The organism is Pseudomonas fluorescens group sp. PF-1 (genome assembly GCF_054481335.1).
Genome location: NZ_JBTMNG010000001.1, coordinates 2,406,606 through 2,421,380 on the forward strand (window position 1 = coordinate 2,406,606; position 14,775 = coordinate 2,421,380).

At 57.3% G+C, this 14,775-nt stretch carries 14 protein-coding genes and 1 pseudogene; 4 read left to right on the top strand and 11 right to left on the bottom strand.

Annotated features, from left to right (window positions below):
* Positions 1-2 precede the first annotated feature (2 nt).
* Both ACX3YD_RS11495 and ACX3YD_RS11500 read left to right on the top strand, forming a co-directional pair.
* Positions 3-1,025: a proline racemase family protein gene (locus tag ACX3YD_RS11495; RefSeq protein WP_458959991.1), complete on the top strand. Its 1,023-nt coding sequence runs from the start codon at positions 3-5 to the stop codon at positions 1,023-1,025.
* Between the two features lie 71 nt (positions 1,026-1,096).
* Positions 1,097-1,801: a GntR family transcriptional regulator gene (locus tag ACX3YD_RS11500; RefSeq protein WP_052193580.1), complete on the top strand. Its 705-nt coding sequence runs from the start codon at positions 1,097-1,099 to the stop codon at positions 1,799-1,801.
* 19 nt (positions 1,802-1,820) lie between these two features.
* Here ACX3YD_RS11500 and ACX3YD_RS11505 read toward each other — a convergent pair whose 3' ends face one another.
* The 8 genes from ACX3YD_RS11505 to pcaQ form a co-directional block, all read right to left on the bottom strand.
* Positions 1,821-2,111, bottom strand: coding sequence for a hypothetical protein (locus ACX3YD_RS11505; RefSeq protein ID WP_047530334.1), 291 nt, complete (start codon positions 2,109-2,111; stop codon positions 1,821-1,823).
* 173 nt (positions 2,112-2,284) lie between these two features.
* Positions 2,285-2,683: a hypothetical protein gene (locus tag ACX3YD_RS11510; RefSeq protein ID WP_458959992.1), complete on the bottom strand. Its 399-nt coding sequence runs from the start codon at positions 2,681-2,683 to the stop codon at positions 2,285-2,287.
* A 206-nt stretch (positions 2,684-2,889) separates the two neighbouring features.
* Entirely contained in the window at positions 2,890-3,795 is a 906-nt protein-coding gene (locus ACX3YD_RS11515) for a LysR family transcriptional regulator (protein WP_458959993.1), read from the bottom strand.
* 6 nt (positions 3,796-3,801) lie between these two features.
* The gene (locus ACX3YD_RS11520) at positions 3,802-5,004 is read right to left on the bottom strand and encodes a low temperature requirement protein A (RefSeq protein ID WP_458959994.1); all 1,203 of its coding nucleotides are present in this window, start codon (positions 5,002-5,004) and stop codon (positions 3,802-3,804) included.
* A gap of 72 nt (positions 5,005-5,076) precedes the next feature.
* Positions 5,077-5,850 (bottom strand): SDR family oxidoreductase, encoded by a 774-nt coding sequence (locus ACX3YD_RS11525; RefSeq protein WP_458959995.1) that lies wholly within the window; start codon positions 5,848-5,850, stop codon positions 5,077-5,079.
* Positions 5,851-6,239: 389 nt separating this feature from the next.
* Entirely contained in the window at positions 6,240-6,842 is a 603-nt protein-coding gene (gene pcaG, locus ACX3YD_RS11530) for a protocatechuate 3,4-dioxygenase subunit alpha (protein WP_103404972.1), read from the bottom strand.
* 12 nt (positions 6,843-6,854) lie between these two features.
* Positions 6,855-7,574: a protocatechuate 3,4-dioxygenase subunit beta gene (pcaH, locus tag ACX3YD_RS11535; RefSeq protein WP_047530324.1), complete on the bottom strand. Its 720-nt coding sequence runs from the start codon at positions 7,572-7,574 to the stop codon at positions 6,855-6,857.
* A gap of 127 nt (positions 7,575-7,701) precedes the next feature.
* Positions 7,702-8,631 (bottom strand): pca operon transcription factor PcaQ, encoded by a 930-nt coding sequence (pcaQ, locus tag ACX3YD_RS11540; protein ID WP_458959996.1) that lies wholly within the window; start codon positions 8,629-8,631, stop codon positions 7,702-7,704.
* 121 nt (positions 8,632-8,752) lie between these two features.
* Here pcaQ and ACX3YD_RS11545 point away from each other — a divergent pair.
* Together ACX3YD_RS11545 and ACX3YD_RS11550 are read left to right on the top strand one after the other, a co-directional pair.
* Positions 8,753-8,973, top strand: a pseudogene (locus tag ACX3YD_RS11545) (creatininase family protein); the annotation flags it as partial.
* Positions 8,974-9,371: 398 nt separating this feature from the next.
* The gene (locus ACX3YD_RS11550; RefSeq protein ID WP_458959997.1) at positions 9,372-10,472 is read left to right on the top strand and encodes an acyltransferase family protein; all 1,101 of its coding nucleotides are present in this window, start codon (positions 9,372-9,374) and stop codon (positions 10,470-10,472) included.
* A gap of 434 nt (positions 10,473-10,906) precedes the next feature.
* Here ACX3YD_RS11550 and ACX3YD_RS11555 read toward each other — a convergent pair whose 3' ends face one another.
* The 3 genes from ACX3YD_RS11555 to ACX3YD_RS11565 all read right to left on the bottom strand — a co-directional run bounded on the left by ACX3YD_RS11555 (position 10,907) and on the right by ACX3YD_RS11565 (position 14,535).
* Complete coding sequence (locus ACX3YD_RS11555; RefSeq protein ID WP_458959998.1) at positions 10,907-11,641, bottom strand: hypothetical protein; 735 nt, start codon at positions 11,639-11,641, stop codon at positions 10,907-10,909.
* A 50-nt stretch (positions 11,642-11,691) separates the two neighbouring features.
* Positions 11,692-12,711: an HAD family hydrolase gene (locus tag ACX3YD_RS11560; protein ID WP_458959999.1), complete on the bottom strand. Its 1,020-nt coding sequence runs from the start codon at positions 12,709-12,711 to the stop codon at positions 11,692-11,694.
* A 165-nt stretch (positions 12,712-12,876) separates the two neighbouring features.
* The gene (locus ACX3YD_RS11565) at positions 12,877-14,535 is read right to left on the bottom strand and encodes an arylsulfatase (RefSeq protein ID WP_458960000.1); all 1,659 of its coding nucleotides are present in this window, start codon (positions 14,533-14,535) and stop codon (positions 12,877-12,879) included.
* Between the last annotated feature and the right edge of the window lie 240 nt (positions 14,536-14,775).

Genomic DNA, 14,775 nt, shown 5'->3' on the forward strand with positions numbered 1-14,775 from the left:
ACATGCGCTGGAAAAAGACGCTGCAATTGGCTGATGTGCATTGTGAAGGCGAGATCGGCAAGGTCATCACCGGCGGAGTCATCGATATCCCCGGCAAGACCATGCTCGACAAGATGAACTACATCAACGAAATCGACGACAGCTTGCGGCGCCTGGTGATTCTGGAGCCGCGCGGTTGCCTGCAGATGTCGGTGAACCTGCTGTTGCCGCCGACCCGGCCCGAAGCCCAGGCCGGTTTTATCGTGCTACAGGCGGACAAGGCGCACCCGATGTCTGGCAGCAACTGTATCTGCGTGGTCACCGCCCTGCTGGAGCTGGGGATGCTGGAGATGGTCGAGCCCGTGACCACGGTGGTGCTCGACACTCCGGCGGGCCTGGTGACCGCCCGTGCCCGGTGCACGGACGGGCGCTGTCAGAGCGTTTCGCTGGATATGGTGCCGTCCTTTGTCGAGCAACTGGATGTGCCGATCGAGACCGCGGACTTTGGTGTGATCAAGGCCGACATTGCCTTCGGTGGTGTCTACTACGCGCTGGTGGACGTTGACCAGATCGGCCTCAGCATTGCCCCCGAGAATGCCCGTGAACTGGCCACTCAAGGCGTGCGCCTCAAAGGCTTGATCAATCAGCAGGTGAAGGTGAGCCACCCGTTGTTCAAGGCGCTCGACGAGGTGGCGTATGTGATGTTCCGCCACCGCGTGGACCGACTCACCTACCAGACCTGTACCACGCTGCCTCCGGGGCGGGTCGACCGCTCGCCCTGTGGCACGGGCAGTTCGGCGAACCTGGCGACCTTGAGCGCACGCCATCTGGTCGAAGTGGGGGATGCACTCATCTCGCGCTCGACCATTGGTGGTGAGTTTCAGGTCGAGCTGCTGGGGCTGACGACTGTGGGCGGTAAACCGGCGGTGTTGCCCAGGGTCACCGGGCGGGCCTGGATCTATGGGCTGCACCAGATCGGCCTCGATCCCGACGACCCGTTGGCGGCCGGTTTTATGCTGAGTGATACCTGGGGTGAGGGTTTCTAACTATCCCCGGGCGAATGTTAAAGTTGCGGGCTGGCCGGATGACTGGCCTGCATTGTCGAGAGCATGACCCTATGAGCAAAGAAACGACTGAAGCGACCAGTGGTGCCAAACGCCATGGCGGTCGTTACATTTACGAAGAACTGCGCAAGCAGATCCTGACGCTGAAGCTCAAGCCGGGCGTGCCGCTGGACGAGGTGTCCCTGGCCGCCCAGTTCGGCCTTTCCCGCTCGCCGGTGCGTGATGCGCTTGCCCGTCTGATCAGCGAAGGCCTGGTCACCATCCTGCCGAACCGCACGCTGTTGGTGACCCCCTTCGAAATCGAAGAATTCCCCAACTACATTTCTGCCCTGGACCTGATCCAGCGCGCGGTGACCCGCCTGGCGGCCCTGCACCGTACCGATGAAGACCTGGTGCGTATCCGCGCCGCCGACGCGGCCTATCTGGATGCCGTCAGTGCCGGGGACTTTCAGGCGATGTCCGAAACCAACAAGGCATTGCACATGGCGATTGCCGAGGCCGGGAAGAACCCGTATTTCATCAGTTACTACGAGAAGCTGTTGGGCGAAGGTCAGCGCCTGCTGCACCTGCACTTCGACTACATCGTCAGTACGGCCAGCGCCCCCATCGGCCGCGACCATGATGAAATCGTCGATGCCATACAGGCACGTAATGCTGACGAAGCAGAAAAGGCCGCGCACGAGCATACGATGCTGTTCCAGCGACGCTTCCTGGCGTACCTGCAACAGAACCTGACCGCGAAGATGTCGGTGGGTTGAGACCTACTGGAAGGGCGCGTTATTTGATCTGCACAATGACCGGCCCTTCCGTCACGATCGGCGGGTTCGCGCGGATATTCGAGGCGTTTTTCTGAATCCAGTCACGCGCGACTTTCAAGCTTGCATCGGTGCTGGCCTTGTCCGTGCAGACGGTCACCGCAGTACCGCCATCGCCGGTATTGAGCAGGGTGTAGCTGACGAGGCCAGGCACTGTCCGAAGGGTCGCTTCGACGTCGGCGCTACGCTCTTCCAAAAGCTCGAAAAGCTGCTTTGCTCCAGTCCCCAAGTAGGTTCTTATCACCGCGTACATAGTGGTCTCCCGGGGCTACTGCCTTGACGCCAATCCAGATCCGCTCGTAGCCGCTGTCACTCAAGATTGAGTTCGTCCTGATGTATTCAGCTTAGCCAAACGCCGGCGACGAGCGAAATGCGACGACCATCGGCCAGTCTTGAGCCCTTGCGGACGGTCAGGGTGCCTTCGCACTAGCGCCGATAGTAACGGTGATCGTCCTCGTAACGGTGCCGCATGGCCCGATCCTCGTTACGCTCCCAATCACGACGGCGCTCAGCTTCCCGGCGGGCTTGCTCTCTGCGCCAATTTTCTCTGCGCCATTCGTCTCGGCGCCACTCGTCTCTACGATCGTGCCAACGGTCGTCATGCCAGTCTCGGTCGTCATGGGCAAGCAACGGCCCTGGCTGCTTGCCGGCCATACCGGCCAAGGTCGGCCAAGGGTTGTCGGCGGCGTGGACAGGTGGCTTAACGGCTGTGGCTTCAGGGGCGAAAACAGGGGTTGAGGTCTTCATCGGTGTGGCGGATGCCGAGCCCATTGCCGCGAACGCGAACAGACCGAAGAGCACCTTCCGTGGGACAAGGAATTTCATGAACGAAGACAACCTCTGATTGGCCATTGGACGTGTGGCCATCCGGCTGCGGTAAGCCAGCAGGGGGGCGTGCTTACCGAGTGGATGTGCCTATCCACATAGACCGATAAACAGGGAAAAGTTCGAGGGAGCCGTTGCTGAAATAGCCACGGCCTCGCCCCTTTTGACCTTGAAGGCCAAGCGCTACCCCCACGGAACCGGGTGGCTCAAGCCTTCAGGTATGGCGCCATCAACGTGGTAAACCAATCGATGAAAGCGCCGAGCCGACGAGAGCGCTGACGCCGGTTCGGGTAAAGCACCGAGACGGTCATGGGCGCGGGACGGTAGGCGGCCATGACTTCCACCAGGTCGCCGCGTTCCAGCAAGTGCTGAACATCGAACAGCGGTACCTGAATCAGGCCAAGCCCTGCGCAGCACGCAGCGATGTAGCTTTCTGCGTTGTTGACCACCAGGCGCCCGGGCAGATCCAGCGAGTGTTCGACACCGTCGACGCAATACTCCCACGGTGCTTGCTGTGTGGTCCCACCGGCCATATAGCCGATACAGAGGTGCTTGTCTTGCAGGTCGGCGGGCTGTGCGGGGACACCAAATTCGGCCAGGTAGTCGGGGCTCGCGCAGTTGATCAGCAACACCTGACCCAAAGGCCTCACCACCAGGCTGCTGTTCTGTGGTGTCCCAAACCGAATCACGCAATCGACCCCCTCCAGCACCAGGTCTATTGCGCGATCAGTGGAGCCCAGACCCAGTTGCAGTCGCGGATAGTGCTTGAGAAATTCGGGTAGCGCCGGAATGAGCAAGCGTCTGGCAATGCGGCTCGGGACATCAACCTCGAGACGGCCCATGACCTGTTCTTGATGGCTCTGGAACAACTGGTCGATGTCATCGATATCCAGCAATACCTGACGCGCACGCAGCAACAACTGGGTGCCATCGGTGGTCAGCGACACCTTGCGCGTCGTACGGTGCAGCAGACGGGTGCCAGTGCTGGCCTCCAGTTGTTGAATGGCCGATGACACGGTCGCGCGCGGCAGCTTCAGCAACCGCGCGGCCTGAATGAAACTGCCCAGCTCTGCCACCTGAACAAAGATGCGGTATTGCTCGATTCTATCCATAGGTCTTCAATGCTCGATGACAGCGCCTGCCTGTTTCGCACGAAACCGGCGGACCACTCGCCATTCGACAAAACATACGATCAATAACACCAGCGTGGTCAGCGTGCCGACCATCAGCAGATCCGTGGCGTAGGCCAACGGCACGAGGGCCAGTAACAGGACCATGCCGGCGAGGTGGGACTTGGCGATCACCTGATACACCTCGCGTTTGTAGAGCAGGCTGGCGAACAGAAAGATCATCGGCCCCAGGACCAGGGTCACCACGTAGGCCGTGGTCAAGTGCTGGTCGGGGTGGGCCATCACCAAATCATTGCCGACTGCCGTAGCAATGATGCCAGCCACCAGAATCGCGTGGATGTAGTGGAAGTTGGCACCGGTGCGCCCAGGATCGCCGGAGACGGTGACACGGTGGATAGCGTCTTTGCTGGCAGTGCCGAAGTACAGCCACCACATTGCCAGAGTGCCCAGCAGAGTGGTCAGCAAACCGAGCAGCACGGGAATCCCCCAATGATCGGTCTCCGCGAGAACGGCGCCGCTGGCCAGCAGCGTTTCACCCAGGGCGACGATCACAAACAACTGGCAACGCTCGGCCAGGTGTGCACCTTCGATGGTCCAGTCACTGGTGCGCGAGCGCCCCAGTCCCGGCAGGGCAAAGCCGAACATGGGCGACACGTACTCACATAGCACCGCGACCAACCACAGGCCAATACGCCATGGCCCCTCCAAAAACGCGCCGGTCAGCCAGAACGCAGCCGCTATCACCATCCAGCCGAGCATGCGCCGGAAGTTCGGTGCCAGCGGGTGTTCACTGGGCAAATGCAGAACGATATAGGCCGTACGCCCCACCTGGATCAGTACATAGGCCAGCGCAAACACCAGCCCTCGATCGCCAAACGCTTCGGGAATGCTGGCCGCCATCAGCAACGCAGGAAACATGATGGCGAAGATCAGCCCGCGCACCCTGGGCATTTCCGGATTGAACCAGTTGGTGACCCAACAGGTGTACTGCCAGCCGAGCCATACGGCAAACCACATGATCAGCGTCTCCACCACCCCAAGCAGCGTCAGGTGGTGGAGCAGGCCATGGCTGAGTTGGGTCACGGCGAATACATACACCAGATCGAACAACAGCTCCTCGAACGTCACCCGTGCGTGGTGACCGTCACGATGGCGAAGCAGCGGGTGACCCGCAGACGAGTTGGCACTCATAATGACCCCATGGCCGGGTGATTCAGGAAACTATCAGCGCGCTATCACGGGGTGCAACCGCTTTATCGCACGTCACTTGGTGGTATAGCCGCCATTGATCAGAATCGTCTGGCCCGTCACCCACCAGCCCTCACCGACCAGATTCCGAATGAACGGAACCACATCTTCAATATCGGTCAGGCCAGTGCGCGAGAACGGCGACAGCGCCGCAGCGCTCTTGTGATAGTTGACGGCATCCTCGCCCTCGGCGGGGTAGAAAAAGGGCGTGTCCATTGGGCCTGGCCCCACTGCAGTCACCGAAATGCCACGAGGTCCCAGCTCTTTTGCCGCCGCCCGAGTGAACTGTTCCACGGGCGCTTTGCTGCCGGCATACGCCGCATAGAACGGCGTGAATGCCCCGAGCAATGAGGTGACGATCGTGCAGATCTTGCCGTTGTCATTAAGATGCTTGCCGGCTTCCTTGATAAAAAAGAAAGCGGTCTTGGCGTTGACCGCCATCATCTCGTCGTACTCCGCCTCGGTGATCTCGGCCATCGGCTTCTTCAACACCTTGCCGACCGTGTTGATCGCAATATCCGGTCGTCCCACTGCCAGCACTGCATCGTTGAACAGCTTTTCCACGGCGCCGGCGGTGGTCAGGTCGGCCTGCAAAGCCACGGCCTTGGCCCCAAGGGTTTCAATGGCGGCTACGGTGGCGTGCGCATCGGCCTCACTGGAAGGGCTGTTGTAATGCACGACCACTGCCTTGGCGCCATGCCCGGCCAGGTCGCGGGCGATCAACCCTCCGAGGTTCTTCGCGCCTCCGGCGATCAGTACGACTTTGCCGTTGATTGAATGATTCGGCATCGCAACGCTCCTTGAGCTGAGAAAGGTGTGACCCAGTCTAGAGCGGCGATCGGCAAAGATAAGCAGGGTCGGGCTGGATGCACTGTTCAGCATTGCCAGCCAATCACGACGTCATGCGGACACGCGTTCAACGATCAACCGTCAGGTTGCCTGTAAAGACCCATCGGGCACCCAATGCCGACCGCGTTGGCAATCGTGCGCCACGGTTGCCAACGGGCCTGAAAGTACAGGTACTTTGTTTCGCGCGATACTGAATTGAATGGCTCACATCGCTGGCTTCGAGAAGTCGCCATGGGCCGGTCGCTTTACCCTGCGTCGGGGGGCGGGTCTTGACGGGCACAGATAGCCTCCCGCAGAGGGGAGGCCGTTTCTACGCGGTGCCTGCGTCGTCAGAAGTCGAAGAACACGGTTTCCGCTTCACCTTGAACGTGAATATCGAAGCGGTAGGCCAGCTTTCCGTCAACCGTGCAGCGCCTGGCAATCAGCGATTCGCGCCGCTGGGGTTGTTCGATCAGATTCAGTACGGGGTCCACGGCATTCGCCTGGGCTTCGTCGTCGAAGTACAGCCGGGTCTGCAAGTGGATGTTGATACCTCGGGCAAACAGCGACACGTTGATGTGCGAGGCCATGGCAACGCCCGCGGCGTTTTTCACCACGCCGGGTTTCACGGTGTTGATCGTCCATTCACCGACATCGGTCGTGGCGGTACGGCCAAAACAGTTGAACGGTTTTTCCAGGTCGTAAGCACTGTCATAGACGCCATCGTGATTGGCCTGCCAGAACTCCAGGAACGCGTCACGAATCAGGTGGCCGTTACCGTCATAAACGTGGCCCAGCAGTAAAATGTGCTCACCTGGCGCGCCAGGCTTGGCCATGTCGTTCCAGATTTCCTGTTCGCGCGGCGCATTGCCGGCAGCCTCCAGGGCCAGGCCGATGTGCACATAGGGGCCGGCTGTTTGCGATGGGGTTTCAGGCAGAAGTTGAACGGGCATACGCAGGCCTCCTCAGCGGTTTTCGAAGTGGGTCTTGCGCTGGCCGCGCAGGACGATATCAAAACGATAAGCCAGGCAATCCATCGGATTGGCCATGCTCATGTCCAGTCTGGCGATCAGGCTCTGCACCGCTTCATGATTCGAGATCGATTTGACGATCGGGCACATGGGGATCAGCGGATCACCTTCGAAATACAGCTGGGTAATCAACCGCGTCGCAATGGACGGGCCGCTGATGGAGACATGGATATGGGCTGGCCGCCAGTCGTTGGGGCCGTTGCGCCAAGGGTAGGGACCGGGTTTGACGGTACGGAAGCTGTAGTTGCCATCGCGGTCGGTCAGTGCACGGCCGACACCGCCGAAATTCGGGTCGAGCGGGGCCAGGTAGCTGTCCTTCTTGTGCCGGTAACGGCCACCGGCATTGGCTTGCCACATTTCCACCAGGGTATGGGGAATCGGCTTGCCGTGCTGATCACACACGCGACCGGCGACGATGATGCGTTCGCCAATGGGCAGGCCACCGTGATTGAAGTTCAACAGCAGATCGTTATCGTGCTGTCCCATTTTCAAATGGGAAAAGTCCGGGCCGCTGGTTTCCGACAGGGATTGGGGAATGCTCACCAATGCCTGGCGCGGGGAGCGCAGGATCGACGTCTTGTAGTCGGGGGTCAGGGCTTTTGGATGCCAGTTACGGTCACGAATGACGAAGCGGCTGTCGTGCGCATCAGACATGTCGTTTTTCCTGTTGTTATGGTTGGACGGAGGCGGGCACTGCGTGGGCAGTGACTCGTGACCGCAGTTTCCCCCTGCGCGACCTGATGCAAAATTGAAAAAAACGACTCTATCCATATCCAAATGGTTATGGATATTGTCCTTCGCGATATTCCTGGCCGATCTCGCGCAGGGCTTCCACGCACCACTGCGCCGCTGGCGTCACGGGTAACGCAGGATTGGTGCACAGCCCCACCGAACCGCCAGGTTCGCGCATCCCCAGATCCAGCTCCACCAACTCACCTTGCCTCAAGTCCTGCCTGACCGCGTCATGGGGCGCCACCCAGATCGCCTGACTGCATTGCACGTAGCGCCGACTCAGGGCGACCGACAGGGTTTCCAGGCGCTGGCGCGACGGCGTTATCCCGTGCTGCACAAACAGGCTATCGGCGAATTTGCGGATCGTCGTCCCCGCCGAGGGCAAGACCAGCGGGTAGTCTTCGAGATTTTTATGCCCCTGTGCAGCGGTGAGCGCCGGGTGACCGGCCCGCACCACCAGGGTCATCGACTCGCTGTAGAGATGCTCGAACGTCAGTCCGGAAATCAACGGGCTATCGGTCATTCGACCCACCACCAGGTCCAGTTCGCCGACCCGCAATTGCGAGAGCAAATAGGCGCTAGGCCCGGTCATGACGCTGACCACCAAGGCAGGGTGCCGGTCATGCAGACGGCAGACCACCTCAGGAACCAGTAAGCTTTCGACGGTGGACAGCACGCCGAGCTGCACGGTAATCGGTTCATGCACACCGGAACGCAGACTGTTGACCCCCTCGCGCAGCGATTGCACGCTCGGCCCGGCGTAGCGCAGAAAGGCCGCACCGGCCTCGGTCAGCGTCGAGCCCTTTTTGCCCCGCTCGAACAGGGTGGCCTCCAGCAGGGTTTCCAGTTCCTTGAGGGTTTTGGAAAGCGCCGGCTGACTGATCGCCAGCTTGTCGGCAGCACGTGCCAGGCTGCCCTGGCGCGCCACTTCGAGAAAACACACCAGATGACGGAATTTGATTCGGGTATCGATGTTCAATCAGGTGTTCTACCTTGGTGGTGTGATGCGGCTCGAACCGCAAGTGGACAAAGCTTATTGCAAAATGAATCGCTTGAACCAACGGTATGACAATCAAGCGTGAGTTACGGCCGACCGCGAGTCGGAAATTGCCGTGACTCAATGGGCGTACCCGACTCGATCAAGTCGGCCGCGTATTCGCCGCAGATCGCCGCGTGGGGCCCCATCCGCGAAGCGCAAGACGTGCGCGCGCGCCATCCGGATGGTCGCAGGGGGGCGGCCCCGGCCCGGGTAACAGTTCGTGGTTTCACTTGCTCAACATCAGCAAGTCGACCAGCAACCCGGCAGGCATTTTCTGAGTGATTGAAAGTTGTTGCGGACCGAGGGTTCGATAGCACTCGTCAATCGGCACTCAAATTAGTGTATGCAACCGGGAGATTATTATTGGCCGGTTGTTGTCCGTCTCGAAGGGCAGTAATAGACCGAAAGTAGTCAACTAAATCGCGCCAGATCTTTGGCATTCTTTTGTTCTGGTTTGGGATAGATGCATCGGTCAGGAATAGAGGCAAAGTGTGTATCGGAGTTTGGCTGGGCATCGGCCAGGATTACGAATATGTAACATGTCTTTTTTTTCATGTTCAGCAGTCGCGTTGAGGCGCCGTCTACACTCAGTCCTTATCGGACACATCTACCACAACTGGCAAGTTTGCCAGGATGGTTATCGGGTCCTGCCACCGCGCACACATTCCGAGAGCCTTTCAATGAAACTGAATTACGCTCTGCTCAGGGACAATAACAATGCGGATTTGCTGCGCCTCGTCGCTGCATGTGCGGTCATCTGGGGGCATGCTTACGCTCTCGTTCCTGGGGCCGCGACGACAGAGCCTATAGGGGGGTTGCTTGGATTTGACTATTCGGGATCGCTGGCCGTTGAGTTCTTCTTTTTCTTAAGCGGTATTCTTGTAACGAATAGCTGGATAAACAATAGTTCACCGCTTGATTTTATACTGGCACGGTTTTTTCGGGTGTTCCCAGCCATCCTGGTTAGTGCGGCCGCTTGCGTCTTACTGCTTGGACCGATGCTCACCACACTGCCGTTGAATAGTTATTTTGCTGACAGCTCCGTTTTTTCAGAAATATTCCGGCACCCCTATATCCAATATTCATTGCCTGGTGTGTTTGAAAACAGCAACTTCCCGCTGACCAATGGATCTATTTGGACGATCCGGTATGAGCTTATTATGTACGCCATGTTGCTGGCTGCGGGACTCTGTGGGGTATTCCGTCATAGGCTCTTCGCGACGGTGGTTCTCATCGCAATTCTTGTTACTTCAATGTTTTTCCCGCAAGACATTCAACTGATTGGTCTGATGAACATAGACATTGGTGGGCGCCTCCCGGCCTTTTTTGCTTTTGGTGCTCTCCTTGCGCTTTATAAGGACCAGGCAAGTATCAATATCCGTGTGGTTTCCGGCTTAATCCTCTTCGCTTGGATATTTCGGCATGGATCGGCGTTCCAGTTTGTGTTTTATCCGGCATTTTTGATGACTGCGCTTTGGCTGATGACCACCGGCCCAATCAAGGCATTGCGGCTTCCAGGCGACTTTTCGTATGGTGTGTATGTCTTCGGATGGCCAATACAAAAGGTTATAGCCGCCGAATTCCCGAATTTCAGCATTCATGCAAATCAGGCTGTTACGATCGCCGTTTCTCTTGCGTTGGCCAGTATTTCCTGGTTCGTAATTGAAAAACCCTGTATCCGATTTGGACGCCAGTTAGGTCGGTATTTTGCAGCGTATAACAGCAGTCGCGAAGCCAATTCAGAGGCAACGCTAGCGACTGAACGCAGGCCCAGCGAATAACGACTGGCATGTGAGTTGTCACTGCGCCAAGGGGGGGTGTTTCCTTCAGGGAGCATTCTCTGGGCGGAATGCTTGGGCGGATGTCTGCTCCTGGCCGTTTTCAGCCGGTCGTGATGGTCAGCAACCGGCCAATTGCTGCCTGTCACGAAGCGCCGCAATCCACAACCCAAAGCGGACATCCATTGCCCCTACTGCCCCAACTTGACCGCCTCTTGGTAAACAAAATTGGCAGTGCAGTCAGTCATCAGGCGTGGGGACTCCGTCTGAATGCTTCAGTCCTGCTGCCAGCCATCCTGATTTTGCACACTGCGTCCAAGTTAAATCTCTGTGTTTGTTGACGCAGACGCATTGTTGCCGAAATCCCAGGAAATAGCTGTGGCCTTTACCAATAGGGATCGCAAGTAATAGAAGCTTGGTTCCATGGCTTAAACAGCTCAAGGTTTCAGATCGAACTGGTGGAGTTTCTTCGCTGCCGTGCCGAAGTGCCCAAGCTGGTACACCGCCGCACCCTCTGGCGAGAACGTGAACGTATCAAACGGTTCGGCGATCATCTTGTCCAGGTACTCTCTGGGTGCAAGACCGGTGGTGACGTGCGGATGGTAGTTCTCGCCAGAAGACTTAGGCACGAAGTCCGAAACGTAAGTGATTAAGGCAGGGAGGACCTCAGGAACGTCGCCGGTGACGAACGCGGCTGAGGTTCCAGTTTTCACCGTGAACGGAGTCACCGCGTCGATCACCTGCATTTCCAGTTTGATCAATTCGGGAGTTGGCTTGATGACAATGCCCGAGAGGCCAAGGTCTTTGTCCGGTATGTAGTAATACTTGATAGCTTCCAACTTCAGGCCGGTCACATTGGTGCTGGCGAAGACTTTACCGACGGCGGCATACACTTTTTCAAGATTCTCGGTGAGGACGAAACGCTGTACCAAGGTGATGTGGGGGCGGTGTGTGGCGTCCAGCGCAAAGCCCTTCGGGAAAACTTTGAGCAGGCGGTCATTCACGGCTTGCGAGTGCTGGAGCATCGTATTGTCCGGCTCAAGCAGGATGTCGATGGCCGTGACCGCAGGTGTTGCTTGCTGAGCATGCGCAGTCGCACCCAGAATTACCAAGGCGCAAGCCATCAAGCCTTTCAACACAAAAGGTTTGAGGTTCTTCGTCATGAGTTGCATGGCTGTATTCCTCTCTTCGTTTGCAGATTATTGGCGGGGGCTAACATTAATTATTTGTCGAAGGCAAAAATACGTTTCCAGTCGTCCTTCATGCTGACCACGATCCACCCCTGATTTTTCGCCTGCTCATCTAGCGCGGCAGGGAAGGCACCAAGTTTCACATCTGGCAGTCCGCGAGCCGGGCCGTAGGCATATTCGCGCGTCGCATCATCATGCAGGACCAGTAGCATAAGCCGCGCGCCCTTGCCGCCCTGCGTGTACTCCAGCATTTCTTGATCGCCAATCGAATTGCCAAATGCGGCAATCGGGCGCCGGCCAATAAACTGGTTGATGCCGACGGGCTTTCCGCCCTTGTCGTCAATGAAGTTCAACTCAGGCAATCGCACTATCACCGGTTTTCCGTCACGCAGTTCAAACTGCGTCTTGATGCTACTGCCGACGACCTGTTCTGGAGGCACTCCGTAAACCTGCTCCGTCCACACACGCATGAACTCAATGCCACCGCCAGAGACAATGTAAGTCTTAAATCCGTTCTCGCGCAGATAAGCGAGCACTTCGAGCATCGGCTGATAAACCATTTCTGTGTAGTGCTTGCCAGTTTTTGGATGCGTTGCGGTGGCAAGCCAATCCTTGACCACCTGCTCAAACTCCACAGTAGTCATGCCGGCATGCGTGGCCATGATGAGTTCCAGTAATGCGTGGTCTCCTCCGGCGAGCGCTGTTTTCAGATCCCCCTTGAGCAATGAGCTAAATGGTTCCTGTGTCTTCCACTCGGGATGCTGTGGCGCAAGTGCTTTTACACGGTCAAGCGCGAAGTAAAGCTGAACGGGCATCGGCTGCTCGCACCAGAGCGTGCCGTCGTTGTCGAAAGTAGCGATGCGTTCAGCGGCCGGCACAAAGTCTGGTGAGCCCGGTTTTGTCACCTTCTCCACGAAGTCGACGATGGATTGCTTGGCAATCCCGTCGTGCCACAAGGGCAACGGATCAGCAGCATGGGCGATGTTTGTAGCGAGCACCAACGCGCCAACAAGCGCGATGAAGAGGAATCTAAGTGAACGTACAGTTTTCATGGACACCTCCTGTCAGATTTTAGGGAAGTCCTTCAGTCAATATGGCCTGAACTCAACACATGGGTGCCGCGCAATCAGGGGGGTGGGAACCGATGTTGAATTACCCCTGATTACGCGGTGGACGAGATGCAATTCGCGACCTCGGCTAAGGTCACCACGGCGGTTTCAGTTGTCAGCTGGAATCTGAATTTTGATGCCTTCTTTTTCAAGGTCGTCGCGCACTGACTGGAATTTCTGGTACTTGGACAATTCGATCGGGCCGTCGTAGCTCATGCTTTGCAGTTTGCGAGGAGGATACTGAACATAGGTTTTCATCAGCTTCGCAATTGCTGTGCTGATAGGCACCATGGTCCAGGTATGCTCGGTGTAGTTGTTCATGAAAATGTCATAGCGTTCCTGTGGATCTTGCAGCAAGTCGAATACTTGCGGCACGGTTGCTACGTATTTGGTTGGCCCCTTCCAACCCTGGTTGGTGTCGACGGCCAGACCGCCCGTCACGGCCCCGTCGTCGCCCCTCAGGTTGAACACCGCTTTGTAGTTACCGACACGGGCAGCACCGGGCGACAACTCGTTTTCGGTGAAATAGAACCACTCTTTACGCGGGTCGGGTCCAGTGCCGAGCAGCACCGGTGTCATATCGTAGCTGTCGAAGATGATCGGCTTACCTTCGCGGTCTTTCTCAGGCAGTTTGATGCCGGCCACGGAGGCGAACGTTGCCATCAAATCGAGACCACCGATGATGTCGTGATTTTTTGTGTTCGGTTTGATTTTGTCTGGCCAGGCCATGATCGCCGGAACCCGGTTGCCACCTTCACGCACCGTGCCTTTGGTTCCACGGAAGGGCGTGTAGCCAGCGTCTGGGTAAACATCCTGCCAAGCGCCGTTATCGGTGGTGTAAACCACCAGGGTGTTTTTATCCAGACCCAGCGCTTTTAGCTTGTCCATGATGCGGCCAATGCGGGTATCGAGTTCGACGATTGAGTCGGCGTATTTGGTCTTGGAGATCGACTTGTGCACAAACTCCGGTGCCGGCAAGTTCGGCTGGTGTACTTTCATGAAGTTGACGTTGATGAAGAACGGTTTATTGGATTTTGACGCGGTGTCGAGAAATTCCAGCGTGGCTTTTTCCACATAGTTGTCAAAGAACGGAATGCCGACCACACCGGGTTTGCCATCAATGACCGGCGTGTCTACGTACTGACCGTTGATCTTGAACTCCTCAACCGGCTTTTCCCCGGCTTTGGCAGACAACGCGCCCTTCGTCACTTTGGCAAACATCGCGCGGGTTTCATCATCCATGTCCGGGAACCAGGTAGGGTCCGCGTAGGTGTAGGCGTTCAGGTGATACAGGCCGACGTACTTCATTACGTCGTAACCTTGAGCATTGGGTAGCGCGTAATCGTCTTCGCCCAAGTGCCACTTGCCGGTGAAATAGGTGTCGTAACCACCGGTTTTGAGTACTGATGCCAGTGTCCATTCCGCTGCTGGCAAGCCACCACCCTGACCCTGAAAGGCTACCGTGGTCATGCCGCTACGGTTGGGGATGCGTCCGGTTTGCATGGCAGCCCGGCCCGGTGTGCAACTGGGTTGAGCATAAAACGAGTAAAAGGTGGTGCCTTCTGCGGCGAGTTCATCAATGCTCGGCGTCGGCATGCCTCGACCTACACCCCCTCCGTAGGGGCCCAAATCTCCATAGCCAGTATCGTCGGAGACGATAAACAGAATATTGGGTTTTTCGGTTTGTGCTGCCTGGACAAAACCGTTCATCGCTATCAGCAATGAACAAGCAAAGTAAAACCTGGAGAAGTGTGAGAGCCTTTTCATGCTTGGTTTCCTTTCTCAAAAGCTGATCCTTTGCTCACCCAACAACGCGATGAGTGCAAGCCAAGGATCCTGCGAGGGACCACCCAATCAACAGCCTGGACAGATCTGGAGACTCGCTAACTTCGAAATAGAAATTCCCACACACTATTCAGGGTTAATGTCGAAGCCTAGTACGAAAGGTTTCATGTCGTTTGGTGCCTTCATACCGCTCGTCGAATATGTCGGCTCTAGGGCATTTGT

Bases quoted from the DNA above. Each gene is read 5' to 3' on its own strand.
- ACX3YD_RS11500 (WP_052193580.1), top strand. From the start codon at position 1,097: ATGAGCAAAGAAACGACTGAAGCGACCAGTGGTGCCAAACGCCATGGC.
- ACX3YD_RS11565 (WP_458960000.1), bottom strand. From the start codon at position 14,535: ATGAAAAGGCTCTCACACTTCTCCAGGTTTTACTTTGCTTGTTCATTG.
- ACX3YD_RS11560 (WP_458959999.1), bottom strand. From the start codon at position 12,711: ATGAAAACTGTACGTTCACTTAGATTCCTCTTCATCGCGCTTGTTGGC.
- ACX3YD_RS11525 (WP_458959995.1), bottom strand. From the start codon at position 5,850: ATGCCGAATCATTCAATCAACGGCAAAGTCGTACTGATCGCCGGAGGC.
- ACX3YD_RS11550 (WP_458959997.1), top strand. From the start codon at position 9,372: ATGAAACTGAATTACGCTCTGCTCAGGGACAATAACAATGCGGATTTG.
- ACX3YD_RS11510 (WP_458959992.1), bottom strand. From the start codon at position 2,683: ATGAAATTCCTTGTCCCACGGAAGGTGCTCTTCGGTCTGTTCGCGTTC.
- pcaH (WP_047530324.1), bottom strand. From the start codon at position 7,574: ATGTCTGATGCGCACGACAGCCGCTTCGTCATTCGTGACCGTAACTGG.
- ACX3YD_RS11505 (WP_047530334.1), bottom strand. From the start codon at position 2,111: ATGTACGCGGTGATAAGAACCTACTTGGGGACTGGAGCAAAGCAGCTT.
- pcaG (WP_103404972.1), bottom strand. From the start codon at position 6,842: ATGCCCGTTCAACTTCTGCCTGAAACCCCATCGCAAACAGCCGGCCCC.
- ACX3YD_RS11515 (WP_458959993.1), bottom strand. From the start codon at position 3,795: ATGGATAGAATCGAGCAATACCGCATCTTTGTTCAGGTGGCAGAGCTG.
- ACX3YD_RS11495 (WP_458959991.1), top strand. From the start codon at position 3: ATGCGCTGGAAAAAGACGCTGCAATTGGCTGATGTGCATTGTGAAGGC.
- ACX3YD_RS11520 (WP_458959994.1), bottom strand. From the start codon at position 5,004: ATGAGTGCCAACTCGTCTGCGGGTCACCCGCTGCTTCGCCATCGTGAC.
- ACX3YD_RS11555 (WP_458959998.1), bottom strand. From the start codon at position 11,641: ATGCAACTCATGACGAAGAACCTCAAACCTTTTGTGTTGAAAGGCTTG.